This is a genomic window from Pseudomonas sp. KH_021 (assembly GCF_057838865.1).
Genome location: NZ_CM174477.1, coordinates 373,757 through 390,384, shown reverse-complemented (window position 1 = coordinate 390,384; position 16,628 = coordinate 373,757). Strand labels below are relative to the sequence as shown.

Genomic DNA, 16,628 nt, shown 5'->3' with positions numbered 1-16,628 from the left:
CCTATGGTACGACCTCAAGTGCCTCGCGAGCTCGTTGGATTTTGCTCAAAATCTCCTCGCCTTTCGCGTTCCAAACGTACCGGGTCGGCTGAGCATTTCTTAGTGCCATGAACGTTGTTATCGAGGATTCCAACTCGCGCACCGAGGCAAAGCTACCGTCTCGTAGATACACCGTGATGTCTCGGAAAAATCGTTCGACCATGTTCATCCAAGAGCTGGACGTCGGTGTGAAGTGCATATGGAAACGCGGGTGCTTCGCCAGCCAGGTTTTCACGGCGGCGTGCTTGTGCGTCGCATAGTTATCGACGATCAGGTGAAGCTGGAGATTCTTGGGGGTCTGCTTGTTGATCTTCTTGAGGAAGGACAACCACTCTTGATGACGGTGTTGACGTTCGATGCTGCTGATCAATTTTCCCTGCAGATAATCCAGCGCAGCGAATAATGTAACCGTGCCGTGGCGGGTGTAATCATGTGATTTCGTCTGGATGTGGCCGATGCCCAGAGGCAACCCAGGCTGCGTGCGTTCCAAGGCCTGCACCTGGCTTTTTTCGTCGCAACACAGCACCAATGCCTTGTCCGGCGGGGCCAGGTAAAGGCCGATAACATCCCAGAATTTCTGTTCGAACTGCGGATCGTTTGAGAGCTTGAAGGTGCGAGTCAGATGAGGCTTCAAGTCATTGGCAGCCCATAACTTATGGACCGTACTCGAAGAAATCCCGACCGCTCTCGCCATACTCCTGCAGCTCCATCGCGACTCGCCAATGCGAGGTTTCGTGACCTGCTCCAAGACGCGGCGGACAGTATCGGCAGGCAGCGACGACTTGCGTCCACGACCTGGTTTATCAATCAATCCGTCGAGCCGGAGCAACTGAAAGCGTTGGCACCAGTTGGTGACTGTCGGGAGAGAAAACCCAGTCAGTCGTGCAATCTCTTCCCGCGTTTCGCCCTGTGCTGCAAGCAGCACAATGCGTGCTCTACGACCTTCACGCTGGGGAATGGTGGCGGAGCGAACGCGCCGGTTCAGTTCGGCCTTTTCTTCGGAGCTAAGCGTAATGTCCAGTGCGCTCACCTGAAGCTCTCCAAGGGGGAAATGACACCTGAAGTGTAGGTGAAAAATTAGAAAAGCTATTTCGCAGACAGCACACTAGGTCGCCGATCTTGAGGTTTTCGACGTCACTGCCTTTTTCGATCACTTCACCGGTGATCTCGTGGCCCAGCACCAGGCCGACTTGAGCGGTGGTGCGGCCGCGCACCATGTGTTGGTCCGAGCCACAGATGTTGGTGGAAATCACTTTGAGAATCACACCGTGCTCGATCTTCTTGCCACGCGGGTCCTGCATTTTCGGATAGTCAATGTTCCGCACCTCGACCTTGCCCGCGCCGAGATACACCACACCACGATTGCCAGACATGCTTTTACCTCGCTGAATTGTTGTTGTAGCGGTGTAAGGCGTTCGCCGAATCGGCGTAACGCCGGTTGCTCTGGAAGCTGGTTTTCTTGCGTTGATCCAAAATCCTGCAAATTTCGCTGTAGGAGCCGGCTTTAGCCGCGATGGGGCGCGCAGCGGCCCCCTACGTCGGGCCTGCTGCGCAGGCCATCGCGGCTAAAGGCTAGGCGCCCCCGCCGCTCCTACAACGGATTGAGCAATTCTTAGAGCACCACGGTGCGGTTGGCGTTGATGAACACGCGCCGTTCGATGTGGTAGCCCACGGCCCGGGCCAGGGTCAGGCATTCGATGTCGCGGCCCCGGGCGATCAGGTCTTCGGCGTAGTGGCTGTGGTCCACCGCTTCCACGCCTTGGGCGATGATCGGGCCTTCGTCCAGGTCGTTGTTGATGTAATGGGCTGTCGCACCCACCAGCTTCACGCCTTTGTTGTAGGCCTGGTGATAGGGCTTGGCGCCCTTGAAACCCGGCAGCAGCGAGTGGTGGATGTTGATTGCCCAGCCATCAAGCCGGCGGCACAGCTCCGGCGACAGCACTTGCATGTAGCGGGCAAGGATCACCAGCTCCGCCCCCTTCTCTTCGATCACCTGCAACACCTTGCGCTCCTGCGCCGGTTTGTCGTGTGGGTCGAGGGGGAAGTGGTAATAGGGAATCTCGTGCCAGCGCGCCAAAGGCTCCAGATCCGGGTGATTGGAAATCACCGCGACCACGTCCATCGACAACTGGCCGATGCGCTGGCGATACAGCAAGTCGTTCAGGCAATGATCGGCCTTGGAGACCATGATCACCACTTTCGGACGGTATTTGGGCGGCGTCAGTTCGAACAGCATGCCAAAGGCTTCGGCGCGCTCGGCCAGGCCTGCGCGGAAGCTGCGTTCATCAAATTCCTGGGGCTGGCGAAACTCCACGCGAATGAAGAAGCGCCCAGACACCCGATCATCGAACGAGTGGTGTTCGGTGACGTAGCAGCTGTGCTCGAACAGGTAGCGGGTCACCGCGTCGACGGTGCCAAGCACGCTGGGGCAGTCAGCGGTAAGAATCCAGGTATCCGGGGCACGGCTCATGGTGAAACTCCTTACAACTGTAGGAGCAGAGCTTGCTCGCGATGGCATCACCACGGTTTTCCATGTGACACCGTGGTGACGCCATCGCAGGCAAGCCTGGCTCCTACAGGGGTGGTGGGTGATTAGGCCTGGATGCTCAGGCCGTATTCTGCGGAGGCATCCTGCAGCCACAACCACCAGTAGTCCGCGAAGCTGCGGCGGATCAGCAGTTCCCAGGTTTCATCGCCGGTGCGGCGGATCACCAGTTGCGATTTGGCGAACACGGTGCCCACGGCCTTGCCGACCGGGAAGTTGTTAGGGTGCACGTCGTAGCTGGTGGACTTCATCAGCACGTCACGCACGTTCGGGCCGCTCAGTTCGAGCAGACTCTGGCCACCGCTGACGTTGACGATCTGGATGTGCAGGTCGCCCAGGGCAGCGCGCAGTTTCTGCTCGACCGCCACTTCCTGGCCGGCCGGCAGGATCAGCAGCCATTCATCCGGGCCGAGCCATTGCAGCGACATAGCTTTGTTGGCGACCACGGTCAGGGCCACCGGCAGCTCAAGGCCCAGGGCCTTGGAGACGCCTGCGGCGAAGGCTGGGTCCTTGCCATCACCGCGCAGGGTGAGGTGGCCGAGGAGTTTTTTCTCGCGCAGGGTGACGCCTGCGTTTTTGCGGCCTTTGCCGACGAGGCTGGCCAGGTCTGCGTGGTGCAGGGGGGACTCGGCTTTGGCGCCGTTGCTTGGGCGTTGTTCGTATACGTTGACTGCTGTCATGGGACACCTGTCTTGGGATTTGTGTCGTGGCCATCGCGAGCAAGCTCTGCTCCTACCTGTGGGAGCTGGCTTGCCAGCGAAGCTTTTGGCTTTTAGATGTTCTGGCGGTCGCCCTTGGGATCGAAGAACACCGACGAGCAGATTTCTGCCTCGATCATGGTGCCGTCTGCCAAGGGTGCGAAGACCCGCTCACCCATTCGCTTGAGACCGCCCTTGACCACTGCCAGTGCAAAGGAGTGGCCCATCGTCGAACTCATGTAGCTGGAGGTGACGTGGCCGACCATGTTCATCGGGATGGCCTGGCGAGTGTCGAACACCAGTTGCGCGCCTTCAGGCAAGACCTTGTTGGCTTCGACCGGCTTAAGGCCGACCAACTGCTTGCGGTTGTCGCGCACGCAGTCTTCGCGGTTCATGCCACGCCAGCCGATCCAGGAGAACGGTTTGGTACGGCCCACACACCAGCCCATGTTCAGGTCGTCCGGGGTCATCGAGCCGTCGGTGTCCTGGCCGACGATGATGAAGCCCTTCTCGGCCCGCAGCACGTGCATGGTTTCGGTGCCGTACGGGGTCAGGTTGTACTGCTTGCCGGCCTCGGCGATTTTCTCCAGTACGCCCATGGCGTAGTCGGCCTGCACGTTGACCTCATACGACAGCTCGCCGGTGAACGAGATACGGAACACACGGGCCGGCACACCGGCCACGTTGCCTTCCTTCCAGGTCATGAACGGGAAGGCGTCCTTGTCCAGGTCGATGTCGGTGACTTCGGCCAGCAGCTTGCGGCTGTTGGGACCGGACAACGTCAGGGTGGCCCAGTGGTCGGTGACCGAGGTGAAGTACACCTTAAGGTCCGGCCATTCGGTCTGCTGGTAGATCTCCAGCCATTGCAGTACACGGGCCGCGCCGCCGGTGGTGGTGGTCATGACGAAATGGTTGTCGGCCAGGCACGCCGTCACACCGTCGTCGAAGACCATGCCGTCTTCCTTGCACATCAGGCCGTAACGGGCCTTGCCCACATCCAGCTTGGTCCAGGCGTTGGTGTAGATGCGGTTGAGGAACTCGCGTGCATCCGGGCCCTGGATGTCGATCTTGCCCAGGGTCGAGGCATCGAGCAGGCCTACGCTATCGCGCACAGCCTTGCATTCACGGGCCACGGCGGCGTGCAGGTCTTCACCGGTTTTCGGGAAGTACCAAGGGCGCTTCCACTGGCCGACGTCTTCGAACTCGGCACCGTTTTTCACGTGCCAGGCATGCAGGGCGGTAAAGCGCACGGGCTCCATCAGGTGGCCGCAGTGGCGACCGGCGATTGCACCGAAGGTCACCGGCGTGTAGTTGGGGCGGAACATGGTGGTGCCCATCTCGGGGATGGTGATGCCCATGGATTTCGCCGCAATGGCCAGGCCATTGACGTTGCCCAGCTTGCCTTGGTCGGTACCGAAGCCCAGTGCGGTGTAGCGCTTGACGTGCTCGACCGATTCGAAGCCTTCACGGGTTGCCAACTCGATAGCGGCGGCGGTTACGTCGTTCTGCTGGTCGACGAACTGCTTGGGCGCCCGAGCAGTGTTCTTTTCGTGGGGCACCTGGAACAGCGCAACGGTCGGCTCTTCCTTACGCACTGTCGCCTTGGGTACTACACCCTCGACGGCCTTGAAACCGGCTTCGCTGGCAGCGCGAGCACCGCCTTCAAACCCATCGGCCAAGGCATCGGCCAGCGGATAAACGCCGTTGATACCGCCCACGCAAACGCGCTTTTGTGGTGCTTCGCCCGGTACGAAACCGAGGATGTCTTCACGCCAGATCGGCTTGCCGCCCAAGTGCGAAGCCAAGTGGACCACCGGGCTGTAGCCACCGGAGCTGCCCACCAGATCGCATTCCAGCCACTCGCCGGGGCTGGTGACTTTATGGGCGCGCACATCGATGGCGGCGACGCGGGCAGCCGTCACGTGTTTGCTGCCACGGGATTCGATCACGGCACTGGAGGTGAGGATGCGAATGCCCTTGGCGCGTGCTTCTTCAACCAAGGCGCCACGTGGGTTATGGCGTGCATCAGCCACGGCCACCACTTGCAGGCCGGCGTCATGGAAATCCAGCGCCACGCGGTAGGCGTAATCGTTGTTGGTCGACAGCACCAGCTTCTTGCCCGGCGCCACGCCGTAGCGGCGAACGTAGGTGGATACGGCGCCGGCCAGCATGTTGCCCGGCACGTCATTGTTGCCGTACACCAGCGGACGCTCGTGGCTGCCGGTGGCCAGCACCACACGCTTGGCACGCACGCGGTGCATGCGCTGGCGAACCTGGCCCAGCGGGGCGCGGTCGCCCAGGTGGTCGGTCAGGCGCTGGTGAATGGTCAGGAAGTTGTGGTCGTGGTAGCCATTCACGGTCGAGCGCGGCAGCAAGGTCACGTCGGAGTAGCCCTTGAGCTCTTCGATCACCTTGGCGACCCATTCGGCGGCAGGCTTGCCGTCCAGGGTTTCGCGACTGTCGAGCAGGCTGCCGCCGAACTCTTCCTGCTCGTCGGCCAGGATCACGCGGGCACCGCTGCGCGCCGCGGCCAGAGCCGCCGCCAGGCCAGCAGGGCCTGCGCCCACCACCAGCACGTCACAGTGCTGGTTCATGTAGTCGTAGGTGTCCGGGTCGTTTTCCAGCGGCGAACGGCCAAGGCCGGCAGCTTTGCGGATGTACTTCTCGTAAGTCATCCAGAACGACTGCGGGTACATGAACGTCTTGTAGTAGAAACCCGGCGGCATCAGCTTGCCGCCGACCTTGCCGAGAATCCCCATCACGTCATTGTTCACGTTCGGCCAGCCGTTGGTGCTGGTCGCCACCAGGCCCGCATACAGGGCCTGTTGAGTGGCGCGCACGTTCGGGACTTGAGTCGCTTCGGTCGCACCGATCTGCAGCACCGCGTTCGGCTCTTCCGCGCCGGCCGCGACGATGCCGCGAGGACGCGAATACTTGAAACTGCGGCCAATGATGTCGACGCCGTTGGCCAGCAGTGCGGCGGCCAGGGTGTCACCGGCATAGCCTTGATAACGCGCGCCGTTGAAGGTGAAATTCAAGACCTGGCTGCGGTCGATACGACCACCGTTGGACAGGCGATTGACTTGGCTCATACCTTTTCCCCCTGACCACTGACAACCACTTGCGGGCTTGTGCTCTTGCCTGTCACTTGTGGCTTGGCGCCAATCGGATAGGTTTCGAGAATTTCATAGGTAACGGTGTCACGGGTGGCGTTGAAGTACTGGCGGCAACCGGCGGCGTGAATCCACAGCTCGTGGTGCAGGCCACGGGGGTTATCGCGAAAGAACATGTACGTGCCCCACTCCTCGTCGGTGCAGGCACCGGGGTCCAGCGGGCGCGGGATGTGCGCCTGGCCTGAGGAATGGAACTCTTCTTCGGAGCGCAGCTCGCCGCAATGGGGACAGAAGATGTGCAACATGATGAATTTCTCCTGTTAGTGGGCGACAGCGGCAGCGCCGTGTTCGTCGATCAGGGCGCCGTTGTAGAAACGGTCGATGGAAAACGGTGCGGCCAGCGGGTGCATTTCGCCCTTGGCCAGGCTTGCAGCAAAGACGTTGCCCGAACCCGGTGTGGCCTTGAAGCCACCGGTGCCCCAACCGCAGTTGAAGAACATGTTCGCCACAGGCGTCTTGGAGATGATCGGGCAGGCGTCTGGCGTGGTGTCGACGATGCCGCCCCACTGGCGGTTCATGCGCACCCGCGACAGCACCGGGAACATTTCCACGATGGCCTGCAGGGTGTGCTCGATGACCGGGTACGAACCGCGCTGGCCGTAGCCGACCCAGCCGTCGATACCGGCACCGATCACCAGGTCGCCCTTGTCGGATTGGCTGATGTAGCCGTGTACGGCGTTGGACATGATCACGCTGTCGATAATCGGCTTGATCGGCTCGGACACCAGCGCTTGCAGCGGGTGCGATTCGATCGGCAGGCGAAAGCCCGCAAGCTTGGCCATGTGCCCGGAGTTACCGGCGGTGACCACGCCGACGCGCTTGGCGCCGATAAAGCCCTTGTTGGTTTCAACCCCGATCACTGCGCCGTTTTCCTTACGGAAACCGATCACTTCGGTTTGCTGGATCAGGTCCACACCCAAGGCATCGGCGGCACGGGCAAAGCCCCAGGCCACGGCGTCGTGACGGGCCACGCCGCCGCGCCGTTGCACGGTGGCGCCAAGGATCGGGTAGCGGGTGTTCTTGGAGCAGTCCAGGTACGGGATCTCGTCCATCACCTGCTGGGTATTGAGCAGTTCACCGTCCACACCGTTGAGGCGGTTGGCCGATACCCGGCGCTCGGAGTCACGCATGTCTTGCAGGGTGTGGCACAGGTTGTAGACGCCACGCTGGGAGAACATCACGTTGTAGTTGATGTCCTGGGACAGCCCTTCCCAGAGTTTCATGGCGTGTTCATACAGGTGCGCCGACTCGTCCCACAGGTAGTTGGAGCGCACGATGGTGGTGTTGCGGGCGGTGTTGCCGCCGCCCAGCCAACCCTTCTCGACCACGGCTACGTTGGTAATCCCGTGTACTTTGGCCAGGTAGTAGGCGGTCGCCAGACCGTGCCCGCCACCGCCGACGATGACCACGTCGTAAACCTTTTTAGGGGTCGGCGTGCGCCACATGCGCTGCCAGTTTTCGTGGTGGCTGAGCGAGTGTTTGAAGAGGCCGAAGCCAGAGTAGCGTTGCATAGTCATTACTCCTGAACCCACTCAGCGGTAAACAGGGAAGTCAGCGCACAAGGCGGCTACATTCTGGGCAACGTCCGCTTCGACATCGGCGTCGCCGAGGTTGTCGAGCACGTCGCAAATCCAGCCGGCCAGCGCAGTGCATTGAGCCACTTTGAAGCCACGGCTGGTGACAGCCGGGGTACCGATGCGCAGGCCCGAGGTCACGAAGGGCGATTGCGGGTCGTTCGGCACGGCGTTTTTGTTCACAGTGATATGCGCACGGCCCAGGGCCGCGTCAGCGTCTTTGCCGGTCAAGCCCTGACGGATCAGGCTGACCAGGAACAGGTGGTTATCAGTACCACCGGACACCACATCATAGCCGCGTTCGATAAACACGCCGGCCATGGCCTGGGCGTTGTCGATCACCTGCTGCTGGTAAGTCTTGAATCCAGGCTCCAGTGCTTCCTTGAAGCACACAGCCTTGGCGGCAATCACGTGCATCAAGGGGCCGCCCTGCCCGCCTGGGAATACCGCGGCGTTGAGTTTCTTTTCCAGCGTTTCGTTGGCACGCGCCAGGATCAAGCCGCCACGCGGACCGCGCAGGGTCTTGTGGGTGGTGGTGGTGACCACGTCGGCGTAGGGCAGCGGGTTCGGGTACAGGCCCGCCGCAACCAGCCCGGCCACGTGGGCCATGTCGACGAACAGGTAGGCACCGACCTTGTCGGCGATTTCACGAAAGCGTGGGAAGTCCAGGGTCTTGGAGTAGGCAGAGAAGCCCGCGATGATCATTTTCGGCTGGTGCTCGACCGCCAGGCGCTCGACTTCGTCGTAGTCGATCAGGCCGGTGTCGGTGTTGATGCCGTACTGCACAGCGTTGTACAGCTTGCCAGAGAAGCTCACCTTGGCGCCGTGGGTCAGGTGGCCGCCGTGGGCCAGGCTCATGCCCAGCACGGTGTCGCCGGCTTGCAGCAGCGCCAGGTAGACCGCTGCGTTGGCCTGGCTGCCCGAGTGCGGCTGCACGTTGGCGTAGTCGGCACCGAACAGCTGCTTGGCGCGGTCGATGGCCAGTTGCTCGACTTTATCCACATGCTCGCAGCCACCGTAGTAGCGCTTGCCCGGATACCCTTCGGCGTATTTGTTGGTCAGGCCGCTGCCCTGGGCCTGCATGACGCGCTTGGAGGTGTAGTTTTCCGAGGCGATCAGCTCGATGTGATCTTCCTGGCGCTGCTCTTCGGCGTTGATCGCAGCCAACAGTGCATCGTCGTAACCCTGGATCTGGTCTTGCTTGCTAAACATCGCATCTCTCCTGGCAGCGGATCAGTGGGCACCGACCGAACGGGTTGTGCCTCATTGGTTGCGATGGTATGGCCAGCAAAGCCGCTCGGAATGCCTACACGCGCCACACAAAGGTGCGATTACGACATGCCTGTAGCGACCTCGCTACACGCCAGGCAAATAGCCTGATAGGCGCGCCGTTAAAGCATGGTTTACAGTGCCCACCATCACCGATCACAGGACCACGGCCATGCCAGAACAAAGCCAGCAGTTTGCCAGCGACAACTATTCCGGGATCTGCCCCGAGGCCTGGGCCGCCATGGCTCAAGCCAACCACGGCCATGAACGCGCCTATGGCGACGACCAGTGGACGGTGCGTGCCGCGGACGCCTTCCGCGCCTTGTTCGAAACCAACTGCGAAGTGTTTTTTGCCTTCAACGGCACGGCGGCCAACTCACTGGCCTTGTCGTCCCTGTGCCAGAGTTACCACAGCGTGATCTGCTCAGAGACCGCCCACGTCGAAACCGACGAATGCGGCGCGCCAGAATTCTTCTCCAACGGCTCCAAACTGCTCACCGCCCGCACCGAAGCCGGCAAGCTGACCCCGGCTTCGATCCGCGAAATCGCCCTCAAGCGCCAGGACATCCACTACCCCAAGCCCCGCGTGGTGACCCTCACCCAAGCCACTGAGGTCGGCAGCGTCTACCGCCCCGAAGAGATCAAGGCGATCAGCGCCACCTGCAAGGAGTTGGGCCTGAACCTGCACATGGACGGCGCCCGCTTCGCCAACGCTTGCGCATTCCTCGGCTGCTCACCGGCCGACCTGACCTGGAAGGCCGGTGTCGATGTGCTGTGCTTTGGCGGCACCAAGAACGGCATGGCCGTGGGCGAGGCGATCCTGTTCTTCAACCGCGACCTGGCGGTGGATTTCGACTACCGCTGCAAACAGGCCGGGCAACTGGCGTCCAAGATGCGCTTTCTATCGGCGCCGTGGGTCGGGCTGCTGGAAAGCCAGGCCTGGCTCAAGCATGCCAACCACGCCAACCACTGCGCGCAGTTACTGAGTCAACTGGTCGCGGACATTCCTGGCGTTGAACTGATGTTCCCGGTGGAAGCCAACGGCGTGTTCCTGCAAATGTCGGAAGAGGCGCTAGAGGTGTTGCGCGTCAAGGGCTGGCGCTTCTACACCTTCATCGGCAGCGGCGGTGCGCGGTTTATGTGCTCGTGGGACACCGAAGAAGCCCGCGTGCGGGAATTGGCGGCGGACATCCGGGCGGCGATGGCGGGCTGATAGGTTGGCGGTGTAGCCATTCGCGGTGGTCCGGCACTCCGGCGAGCCCGCATTGGTTGCAACGTGCCATGGCCTGTGAGATTGGCGTTGCCAGCCACGCGCAATACCCAGAAGCCACCGAAACCAAAAAAAATCCAAAGCCGAACCACCAAGGCTAACAACGCCGATCCTGCAGGCCATGGCACGTTGCAACCAATGTGGGAGCCGGCTTTAGCCGGCGATGCGCCGCGCGGGCGGCGCGCGATTTGGGCAACAGCGCAAAATCCAAGGCAAGCGCCTGGAGGCCTTGATAAGGCCTTCCTCCCTTCATTCTCAGGGTGAAACCTCTAGTGTACTGTCCGCGAAATAATTTGTTGAGCGTTTCGACTACACTTCAGGCGTCATTCCTCCTTTGGAGAGTTTTCAGTGAGCGCTCTGGATATCACGCTTAGTCTCGAAGAAACAGCCGAGCTGAAACGGCGTGTTCGCTCTGCCACCATCCCTCAAAGAGAAGGCCGCCGAGCACGCATTATCTTGCTGGCGGCGCAGGGTGAAACCCGAGAAAACATCGCACGGCTAACCGGCTTTTCTTGCCCAACGATTACCGACTGGTGCAAGCGTTTTCAGGTATTGCGACTGGACGGACTCGTTGACAAGCCGGGACGCGGACGCAAATCGTCGTTGCCTGCCGAGACTGTCCGCCGCGTGTTGGAACAAGTCACTCAGCCCCGAATCGGTGAGCCTCGCTGGAGTTGTCGGAGCATGGCGCGGGCCGCGGGTATTTCCTCAAGCACCGTTCATAAATTATGGGCCGCCAATGATTTGAAGCCTCACCTGACCCGCACGTTCAAGCTGTCCAACGATCCGCGGTTCGAGGAAAAATTCTGGGATGTCATCGGCCTTTACCTGGCCCCGCCAGACAAGGCGTTAGTGCTGTGTTGCGATGAAAAAAGCCAGGTTCAGGCCCTGGAGCGAACGCAGCCCGGATTGCCTTTGGGCATCGGGCACATCCAGACAAAATCCCATGATTACACGCGCCACGGCACGGTTACGTTGTTCGCAGCGCTGGACTACATACAGGGCAAACTGATCAGCAGCATCGAGCGTCAACACCGTCATCAGGAATGGTTGGCTTTCCTCAAGAAAATCAATAAGCAGACCCCCAAGCACCTCCAGCTGCATCTGATCGTCGATAACTACGCGACGCACAAGCACGCCGCCGTGAAGGCCTGGCTGGCGAAGCATCCGCGCTTCCATATGCATTTCACACCGACCTCCAGTTCATGGATGAACATGGTTGAACGGTTTTTCAGAGACATCACGATGTATCTGCGCGACGGTAGCTTCGCCTCTGTGCGCGAACTGGAAAGTTCCATTACAACGTTCATGGCATTACGCAATGCCCAGCCGACCCGGTACGTTTGGAACGCAAAGGGAGAGGAGATTCTGAACAAAATCCAACGGGCGCGTGAGGTGCTTGAAGCGGCCCAATGTTAGTAAGTTAATTCGAAGACAGCACACTAGGGGCCTGTCAACAGATCGCATGAGCCCCACGAGGTGCCTGCCTTGGCTTTTTCTTTGTTCTTGAGATCGAGCGCCGCCCGCGCGGCGCATCGCCGGCTAAAGCCGGCTCCCACATTGGTTGCAACGTGCCATGGCCTGTGAGATTGGAGTTGCCAGCCACGCGCAATCTCCACCGAGCCCACAAAAATCAAAAGCCGAACCCCCAAGGCTAACAACGCCGATCCCGCAGGCCATGGCACGTTGCAACCAATGTGGGAGCCGGCTTTAGCCGGCGAATGCGCCGCGCGGGCGGCGCTCGATTTACGCAACAGCGCAAAACCCAAGGCAAGCGCCTGGAGGCCTTGATACGGCCTTCCGCCCGTCCATTCTCAAGGGAAACCTCTAGGGGCCTGTCAACAGATCCCATGAGCCCCACGAGGTGCCTGCCTTGGCTTTTTTCTTTGTTCTTGAGATCGAGCGCCGCCCGCGCGGCGCATCGCCGGCTAAAGCCGGCTCCCACATTGGTTGCAACGTGCCATGGCCTGTGAGAGTGGCGTTGCCAGCCACGCGCAAAAGCCACCGAAACCAAAAAAATCCAAAGCCGAACCACCAAGGCTAACAACGCCGATCCCACAGGCCATGGCACGTTGCAACCAATGTAGGAGCCGGCTTTAGCCGCGATGCGCCGCGCGGGCGGCGCTCGATTTACGCAACAGCGCAAAACCCAAGGCAAGCGCCTGGAGGCCTTGATACGGCCTTCCTCCCCTCATTCTCAGGGTGAACCCGCGCCGCTTGTCCGACCGATATACAGTCCAACCCCTTCAAGTTTTGGCGAATCAATCCTACATCAGAGGGGTAGCAATAACCTTGTTACTCGACTAAAAATTCACACGTCAACGGCAATTGTTAAAACGATAGAATAAGCGAGCCTCATTACCGAATCCCTGACGCTTGGAAGTATTCAGATACTTATCAGTATCACGGTTAATGCAACAATAGTGGTCACGGCCAGCAAGGTGGCTGATTTTATGCTACGCAGGCCAAACTATGGCTTAGTTCAACAGTGGTTGATGGGCAGCGTCTTGCTTGCCCTTTCAATGCAAATGCTTTTAAGCAACACGTAGGGCACACAAAAACCTGCCCACAGATTGCATTCAATCCGTGGGCACGCATTCGGCAGGGGCAGAAGCGCAAGCCTTGTGGCTCAGTTTTTCGCGATGGTCCGCGAAATGACGTCGACCGTGGCGTTGACTTGCTCTTGGTAACGGTCGAGATCCTTGCGATGTTGCTGTTGCAGTTCGATCTGCTTGGAACACAGGTTCAGCGCTGCCAGCACCAACAGTTTGTCACCGATCAGGCTCGGGTATTTACGCTTGGTTTCGGCCAGAGCGACCTTGAGCATCGAGGTGGCATCGAGCAGGGTTTGCTCTTCGCCTGCCGGGGCCTTGATCGAATAGTCGTTACCCAGAATCGAGACGACCTTGACCGATTCTGTCGCCGCCGTCATGCGCTTACGGTACCAGCACTTGCACGATCAACCAGCGCCTGGATGCGCGAAACGGTCGCCGACTGCTTCTCTTCCTGCTCCAGCAGGCTCAGTTGCAGGGTTTCGTTCTCGTCCTTGGCCTGAGCCAGCTCAGCGCTCAGTTGGGCGTTGGTGGAAGCCAGGGCGCTGTTTTTTTCTACCAGTTCGCTGACCAGTTGTTCCAATTGGCTGAGGGATGTTTCCAACATAATGATTTCTCGGCAGTTCCAGGGGGCGCTCACGATAAAGAAAACTGGGTCGGCTAGCCACTGATTCCGAGCCAGCAGACGCAGTTTTCATGAGTGCCGATTGACCCCGGTAATGGCGGTCGGTTCCCATTGTTCGTCAGTTACCTTACTGGATCCTTCAATATTCGATGCGTACATCGCTCTTCGGCACACTGCAGCACGAGAGGATATAGCCCTCAGCCACATCATCATCAGTAATCCCGCCGTTGTGGTCCATCTCCACCTCACCGCCCAGCTTCATCACCTTGCAAGTGCCGCAAATGCCCATGCCGCAGGCCTTGGGGATCATCAGACCCAGTTTGGCGGCGGCGGCATGCACGGTTTCGCCCGGGGCAATACGGATGCTCTTACCGGTGGCGGTGAACTCCACCTGATGCTGGTCGGCGATGTCGACCTCGGGTGCTTCTGCCGCTTGCTCGGCGTGCTCCAGGGCGTCAGCCTTGACCTCGGCCGGCGTCGCCCCAAACGACTCCTCATGGTAGCGGCTCATGTCGAAGCCGGCGTTTTCCAGCAGGCGCTTGACCGCTGTCATGTAGGGGGTCGGGCCGCAGCAGAAGATCTCGCGCTCCATGAAATCGGGCGCGATCAGTTCCATCAGGCGGTGGTTCAGATAACCGCGATACCCGGCCCACGGGTCACCATGGCCGTACTTCTCGCAAATAATATGCAGGTTGAAGTTCTCGATCCGCGAGGTCATGTGCTCCAATTCGCGGCGATAGATGATGTCCTTGGGCGAGCGCGCGCTGTGCACAAACACCATGTCGACGTTGCCGTTGGTGTCGTAGAACCAGCGGGCCATGGACATCACTGGCGTGATACCGACGCCGCCGCTCAAGTACAGCACCTTGTTGGCCGGGAAATCGATGGCGTTGAACAGGCCCACCGGGCCATGCACCGGCAGCTCATGGCCTTCTTGCAGGTTGTCGTGCAGCCAGTTCGACACCTTGCCGCCTGGCACCCGTTTGATCGTCACCGAAAAGCTGTACGGCACCGACGGCGAGCTTGAGATGGTGTATGAGCGCATGATCGGTACACCTTCGATCTCAAGCTCCAGGGTCACGAACTGGCCGGGCTTGAAAAAGAACATGATCGGCTGGTCAGCCATAAAGCAGAAGGTGCGCACATCCCAGGTTTCCTGGATCACTTTGACGCAACGCACGATGTGTCGGCCATTGGCCCAGGTCTGGGTGGTCACCGGATTCAGAAAGCTGTTCGACATGCTCATCTCCACGGCCGACTGCCGGCCTCATGCTGGCGATTCTGCTCAAGGTGCGCGACGATCACTTTCCTATTCGCGACATTGACGTGCTTATCGCGACCAGCCGCTTGGAATAAGGGCTTGCACGTCGGGAACTGATTCGACCATGTCGCCCATAGGTAAGGTTCTCGGCCCGCACAAACGCACACTTCATCGCAACTGAACCACTGTTTTTTTGCCTTGCGTTGCCCCAACCGATCAGCCACTTTTGCCGGCCACACTGCATGGCCATGAGGACCACAACGATGGACGTCACCGCAACCTTGAGCCTGGGCGATCCACTGGAACCTGCACGCAAGGCCACCGCCGAAATGCTGCAGAGCCGCGAGCGCACCTTCTCTCTGCCGCAGCCGTTCTACAGCGACGAGCGCCTGTTCCAGATCGACATGCAGGAAATTTTCCAGAAGGAATGGCTGATCGCTGGCATGACCTGCGAGATCCCGGCCAAAGGCAACTTCATCACCCTGCAGATCGGCAACAACCCGATCATCGTGATCCGTGGCGCCGAAGGCCAGGTGCATGCCTTCCACAACGTCTGCCGCCACCGGGGTTCGCGCCTGTGTACCTCGGACAAGGGCAAGGTCGCCAAGCTGGTCTGCCACTACCACCAGTGGACCTACGAGCTGGACGGTCGCCTGTTGTTCGCGGGCACCGAAATGGGTGCCGACTTCGACATGAAGCAGTACGGCTTGAAGCCCGTCCACGTGAAAACCTCAGGCGGCTACATCTTCATCAGCCTGGCCGAGAACCCACCCGCCATCGACGACTTCCTCTCCACGTTGAACCACTACATGGAGCCCTACGACATGGAGAACACCAAGGTGGCGGTGCAAACCACCTTGATGGAAAAGGCCAACTGGAAGCTGGTACTGGAAAACAACCGAGAGTGCTATCACTGCGGCGGCGCGCACCCTGAACTGTTGAAAACTTTGCTGGAGTGGGACGACGTCACCGACCCACGTGCCGACCAGGCCTTCAAGGACCATGTGGCCGCCTCTGCTGCCGCCTGGGACGCCGAGAAAATCCCGTATGCCCACGCCAGCTTCGGCCTGCGTAACCGCATTGTGCGCATGCCACTGCTCAAGGGCACCGTGTCCATGACTCTGGACGGCAAGCAGGGCTGCCAGAAGCTGATGGGCCGCATCAAGAACCCGGAACTGGGCTCGATGCGCATCCTGCACCTGCCGCACTCGTGGAACCACTGCATGGGCGATCACATCATCGTGTTTACCGTGTGGCCAATCAGCGCCCAGGAAACCATGGTCACCACCAAGTGGCTGGTCCACAAGGATGCGGTTGAAGGCGTGGATTACGACGTACAGCGCATGCGCCAGGTGTGGGACGCCACCAACGACCAGGATCGCCGGCTGGCGGAAGAGAACCAGCGCGGGATCAACTCCACGGCTTACCAGCCGGGGCCTTACTCCAAGACGTATGAGTTTGGCGTGGTGAACTTTATTGATTGGTACAGCGAGCGGATGTTGAACAACCTGGGGGCTGCGCCGGCGCCGTATTTAAAGGGCGTGGCGGCTCAGTAAAGTTCGCGGCGAACTTATCGCGGGCAAGCCCAGCTCCTACACCCCCACCCCATAATTACGGGGTGG

Annotated in this window: 13 protein-coding genes and 1 pseudogene; 3 read left to right on the top strand and 11 right to left on the bottom strand. The window is 60.1% G+C overall.

Annotated elements, in window-relative coordinates:
- Nucleotide 1 precedes the first annotated feature (1 nt).
- The 8 genes and pseudogenes from AC3IX4_RS01810 to glyA all read right to left on the bottom strand — a co-directional run bounded on the left by AC3IX4_RS01810 (nt 2) and on the right by glyA (nt 9,241).
- A complete protein-coding gene (locus AC3IX4_RS01810; protein WP_489256978.1) occupies nt 2–1,069 on the bottom strand; it encodes an IS630 family transposase in 1,068 nt (355 codons plus the stop codon).
- Between the two features lie 73 nt (nt 1,070–1,142).
- A pseudogene (locus AC3IX4_RS01805) lies at nt 1,143–1,412 on the bottom strand (alcohol dehydrogenase catalytic domain-containing protein); the annotation flags it as partial.
- A 239-nt stretch (nt 1,413–1,651) separates the two neighbouring features.
- A complete protein-coding gene (gene purU / locus AC3IX4_RS01800; protein WP_489258986.1) occupies nt 1,652–2,509 on the bottom strand; it encodes a formyltetrahydrofolate deformylase in 858 nt (285 codons plus the stop codon).
- Nucleotides 2,510–2,631: 122 nt separating this feature from the next.
- Entirely contained in the window at nt 2,632–3,264 is a 633-nt protein-coding gene (locus AC3IX4_RS01795) for a sarcosine oxidase subunit gamma (RefSeq protein WP_489258985.1), read from the bottom strand.
- 92 nt (nt 3,265–3,356) lie between these two features.
- Nucleotides 3,357–6,374, bottom strand: coding sequence for a sarcosine oxidase subunit alpha (locus AC3IX4_RS01790; RefSeq protein ID WP_489258984.1), 3,018 nt, complete (start codon nt 6,372–6,374; stop codon nt 3,357–3,359).
- Nucleotides 6,371–6,700, bottom strand: coding sequence for a sarcosine oxidase subunit delta (locus AC3IX4_RS01785; protein WP_489258983.1), 330 nt, complete (start codon nt 6,698–6,700; stop codon nt 6,371–6,373). Before AC3IX4_RS01785 ends, AC3IX4_RS01790 begins: the two co-directional genes overlap by 4 nt.
- 15 nt (nt 6,701–6,715) lie before the next feature.
- Nucleotides 6,716–7,966 (bottom strand): sarcosine oxidase subunit beta family protein, encoded by a 1,251-nt coding sequence (locus AC3IX4_RS01780; RefSeq protein WP_489258982.1) that lies wholly within the window; start codon nt 7,964–7,966, stop codon nt 6,716–6,718.
- A gap of 21 nt (nt 7,967–7,987) precedes the next feature.
- Nucleotides 7,988–9,241, bottom strand: coding sequence for a serine hydroxymethyltransferase (gene glyA, locus AC3IX4_RS01775; RefSeq protein WP_489258981.1), 1,254 nt, complete (start codon nt 9,239–9,241; stop codon nt 7,988–7,990).
- Between the two features lie 229 nt (nt 9,242–9,470).
- On the opposite strand from glyA, the gene AC3IX4_RS01770 reads away from it, so the two are divergent.
- The gene (locus AC3IX4_RS01770; RefSeq protein WP_489258980.1) at nt 9,471–10,511 is read left to right on the top strand and encodes a threonine aldolase family protein; all 1,041 of its coding nucleotides are present in this window, start codon (nt 9,471–9,473) and stop codon (nt 10,509–10,511) included.
- Between the two features lie 405 nt (nt 10,512–10,916).
- A complete protein-coding gene (locus AC3IX4_RS01765; protein WP_489258979.1) occupies nt 10,917–11,987 on the top strand; it encodes an IS630 family transposase in 1,071 nt (356 codons plus the stop codon).
- 1,210 nt (nt 11,988–13,197) lie between these two features.
- Here AC3IX4_RS01765 and AC3IX4_RS01760 read toward each other — a convergent pair.
- The 3 genes from AC3IX4_RS01760 to gbcB form a co-directional block, all read right to left on the bottom strand.
- Nucleotides 13,198–13,500 (bottom strand): cell division protein ZapA, encoded by a 303-nt coding sequence (locus tag AC3IX4_RS01760; RefSeq protein WP_489258978.1) that lies wholly within the window; start codon nt 13,498–13,500, stop codon nt 13,198–13,200.
- Nucleotides 13,497–13,727 (bottom strand): hypothetical protein, encoded by a 231-nt coding sequence (locus AC3IX4_RS01755; protein WP_489258977.1) that lies wholly within the window; start codon nt 13,725–13,727, stop codon nt 13,497–13,499. Before AC3IX4_RS01755 ends, AC3IX4_RS01760 begins: the two co-directional genes overlap by 4 nt.
- A gap of 157 nt (nt 13,728–13,884) precedes the next feature.
- The gene (gene gbcB, locus AC3IX4_RS01750) at nt 13,885–14,985 is read right to left on the bottom strand and encodes a glycine-betaine demethylase subunit GbcB (RefSeq protein WP_489258976.1); all 1,101 of its coding nucleotides are present in this window, start codon (nt 14,983–14,985) and stop codon (nt 13,885–13,887) included.
- Between the two features lie 284 nt (nt 14,986–15,269).
- Here gbcB and gbcA point away from each other — a divergent pair, with 284 nt between their 5' ends.
- Nucleotides 15,270–16,562 (top strand): glycine-betaine demethylase subunit GbcA, encoded by a 1,293-nt coding sequence (gbcA, locus tag AC3IX4_RS01745; RefSeq protein WP_489258975.1) that lies wholly within the window; start codon nt 15,270–15,272, stop codon nt 16,560–16,562.
- Nucleotides 16,563–16,628: the final 66 nt, after the last annotated feature.

Coding starts and splice junctions, on each gene's coding strand:
- purU (WP_489258986.1), bottom strand. CDS start 2,509: ATGAGCCGTGCCCCGGATACCTGGATTCTTACCGCTGACTGCCCCAGC.
- AC3IX4_RS01795 (WP_489258985.1), bottom strand. CDS start 3,264: ATGACAGCAGTCAACGTATACGAACAACGCCCAAGCAACGGCGCCAAA.
- glyA (WP_489258981.1), bottom strand. CDS start 9,241: ATGTTTAGCAAGCAAGACCAGATCCAGGGTTACGACGATGCACTGTTG.
- AC3IX4_RS01755 (WP_489258977.1), bottom strand. CDS start 13,727: ATGTTGGAAACATCCCTCAGCCAATTGGAACAACTGGTCAGCGAACTG.
- AC3IX4_RS01790 (WP_489258984.1), bottom strand. CDS start 6,374: ATGAGCCAAGTCAATCGCCTGTCCAACGGTGGTCGTATCGACCGCAGC.
- gbcB (WP_489258976.1), bottom strand. CDS start 14,985: ATGTCGAACAGCTTTCTGAATCCGGTGACCACCCAGACCTGGGCCAAT.
- AC3IX4_RS01780 (WP_489258982.1), bottom strand. CDS start 7,966: ATGCAACGCTACTCTGGCTTCGGCCTCTTCAAACACTCGCTCAGCCAC.
- AC3IX4_RS01770 (WP_489258980.1), top strand. CDS start 9,471: ATGCCAGAACAAAGCCAGCAGTTTGCCAGCGACAACTATTCCGGGATC.
- AC3IX4_RS01760 (WP_489258978.1), bottom strand. CDS start 13,500: ATGACGGCGGCGACAGAATCGGTCAAGGTCGTCTCGATTCTGGGTAAC.
- gbcA (WP_489258975.1), top strand. CDS start 15,270: ATGGACGTCACCGCAACCTTGAGCCTGGGCGATCCACTGGAACCTGCA.
- AC3IX4_RS01785 (WP_489258983.1), bottom strand. CDS start 6,700: ATGTTGCACATCTTCTGTCCCCATTGCGGCGAGCTGCGCTCCGAAGAA.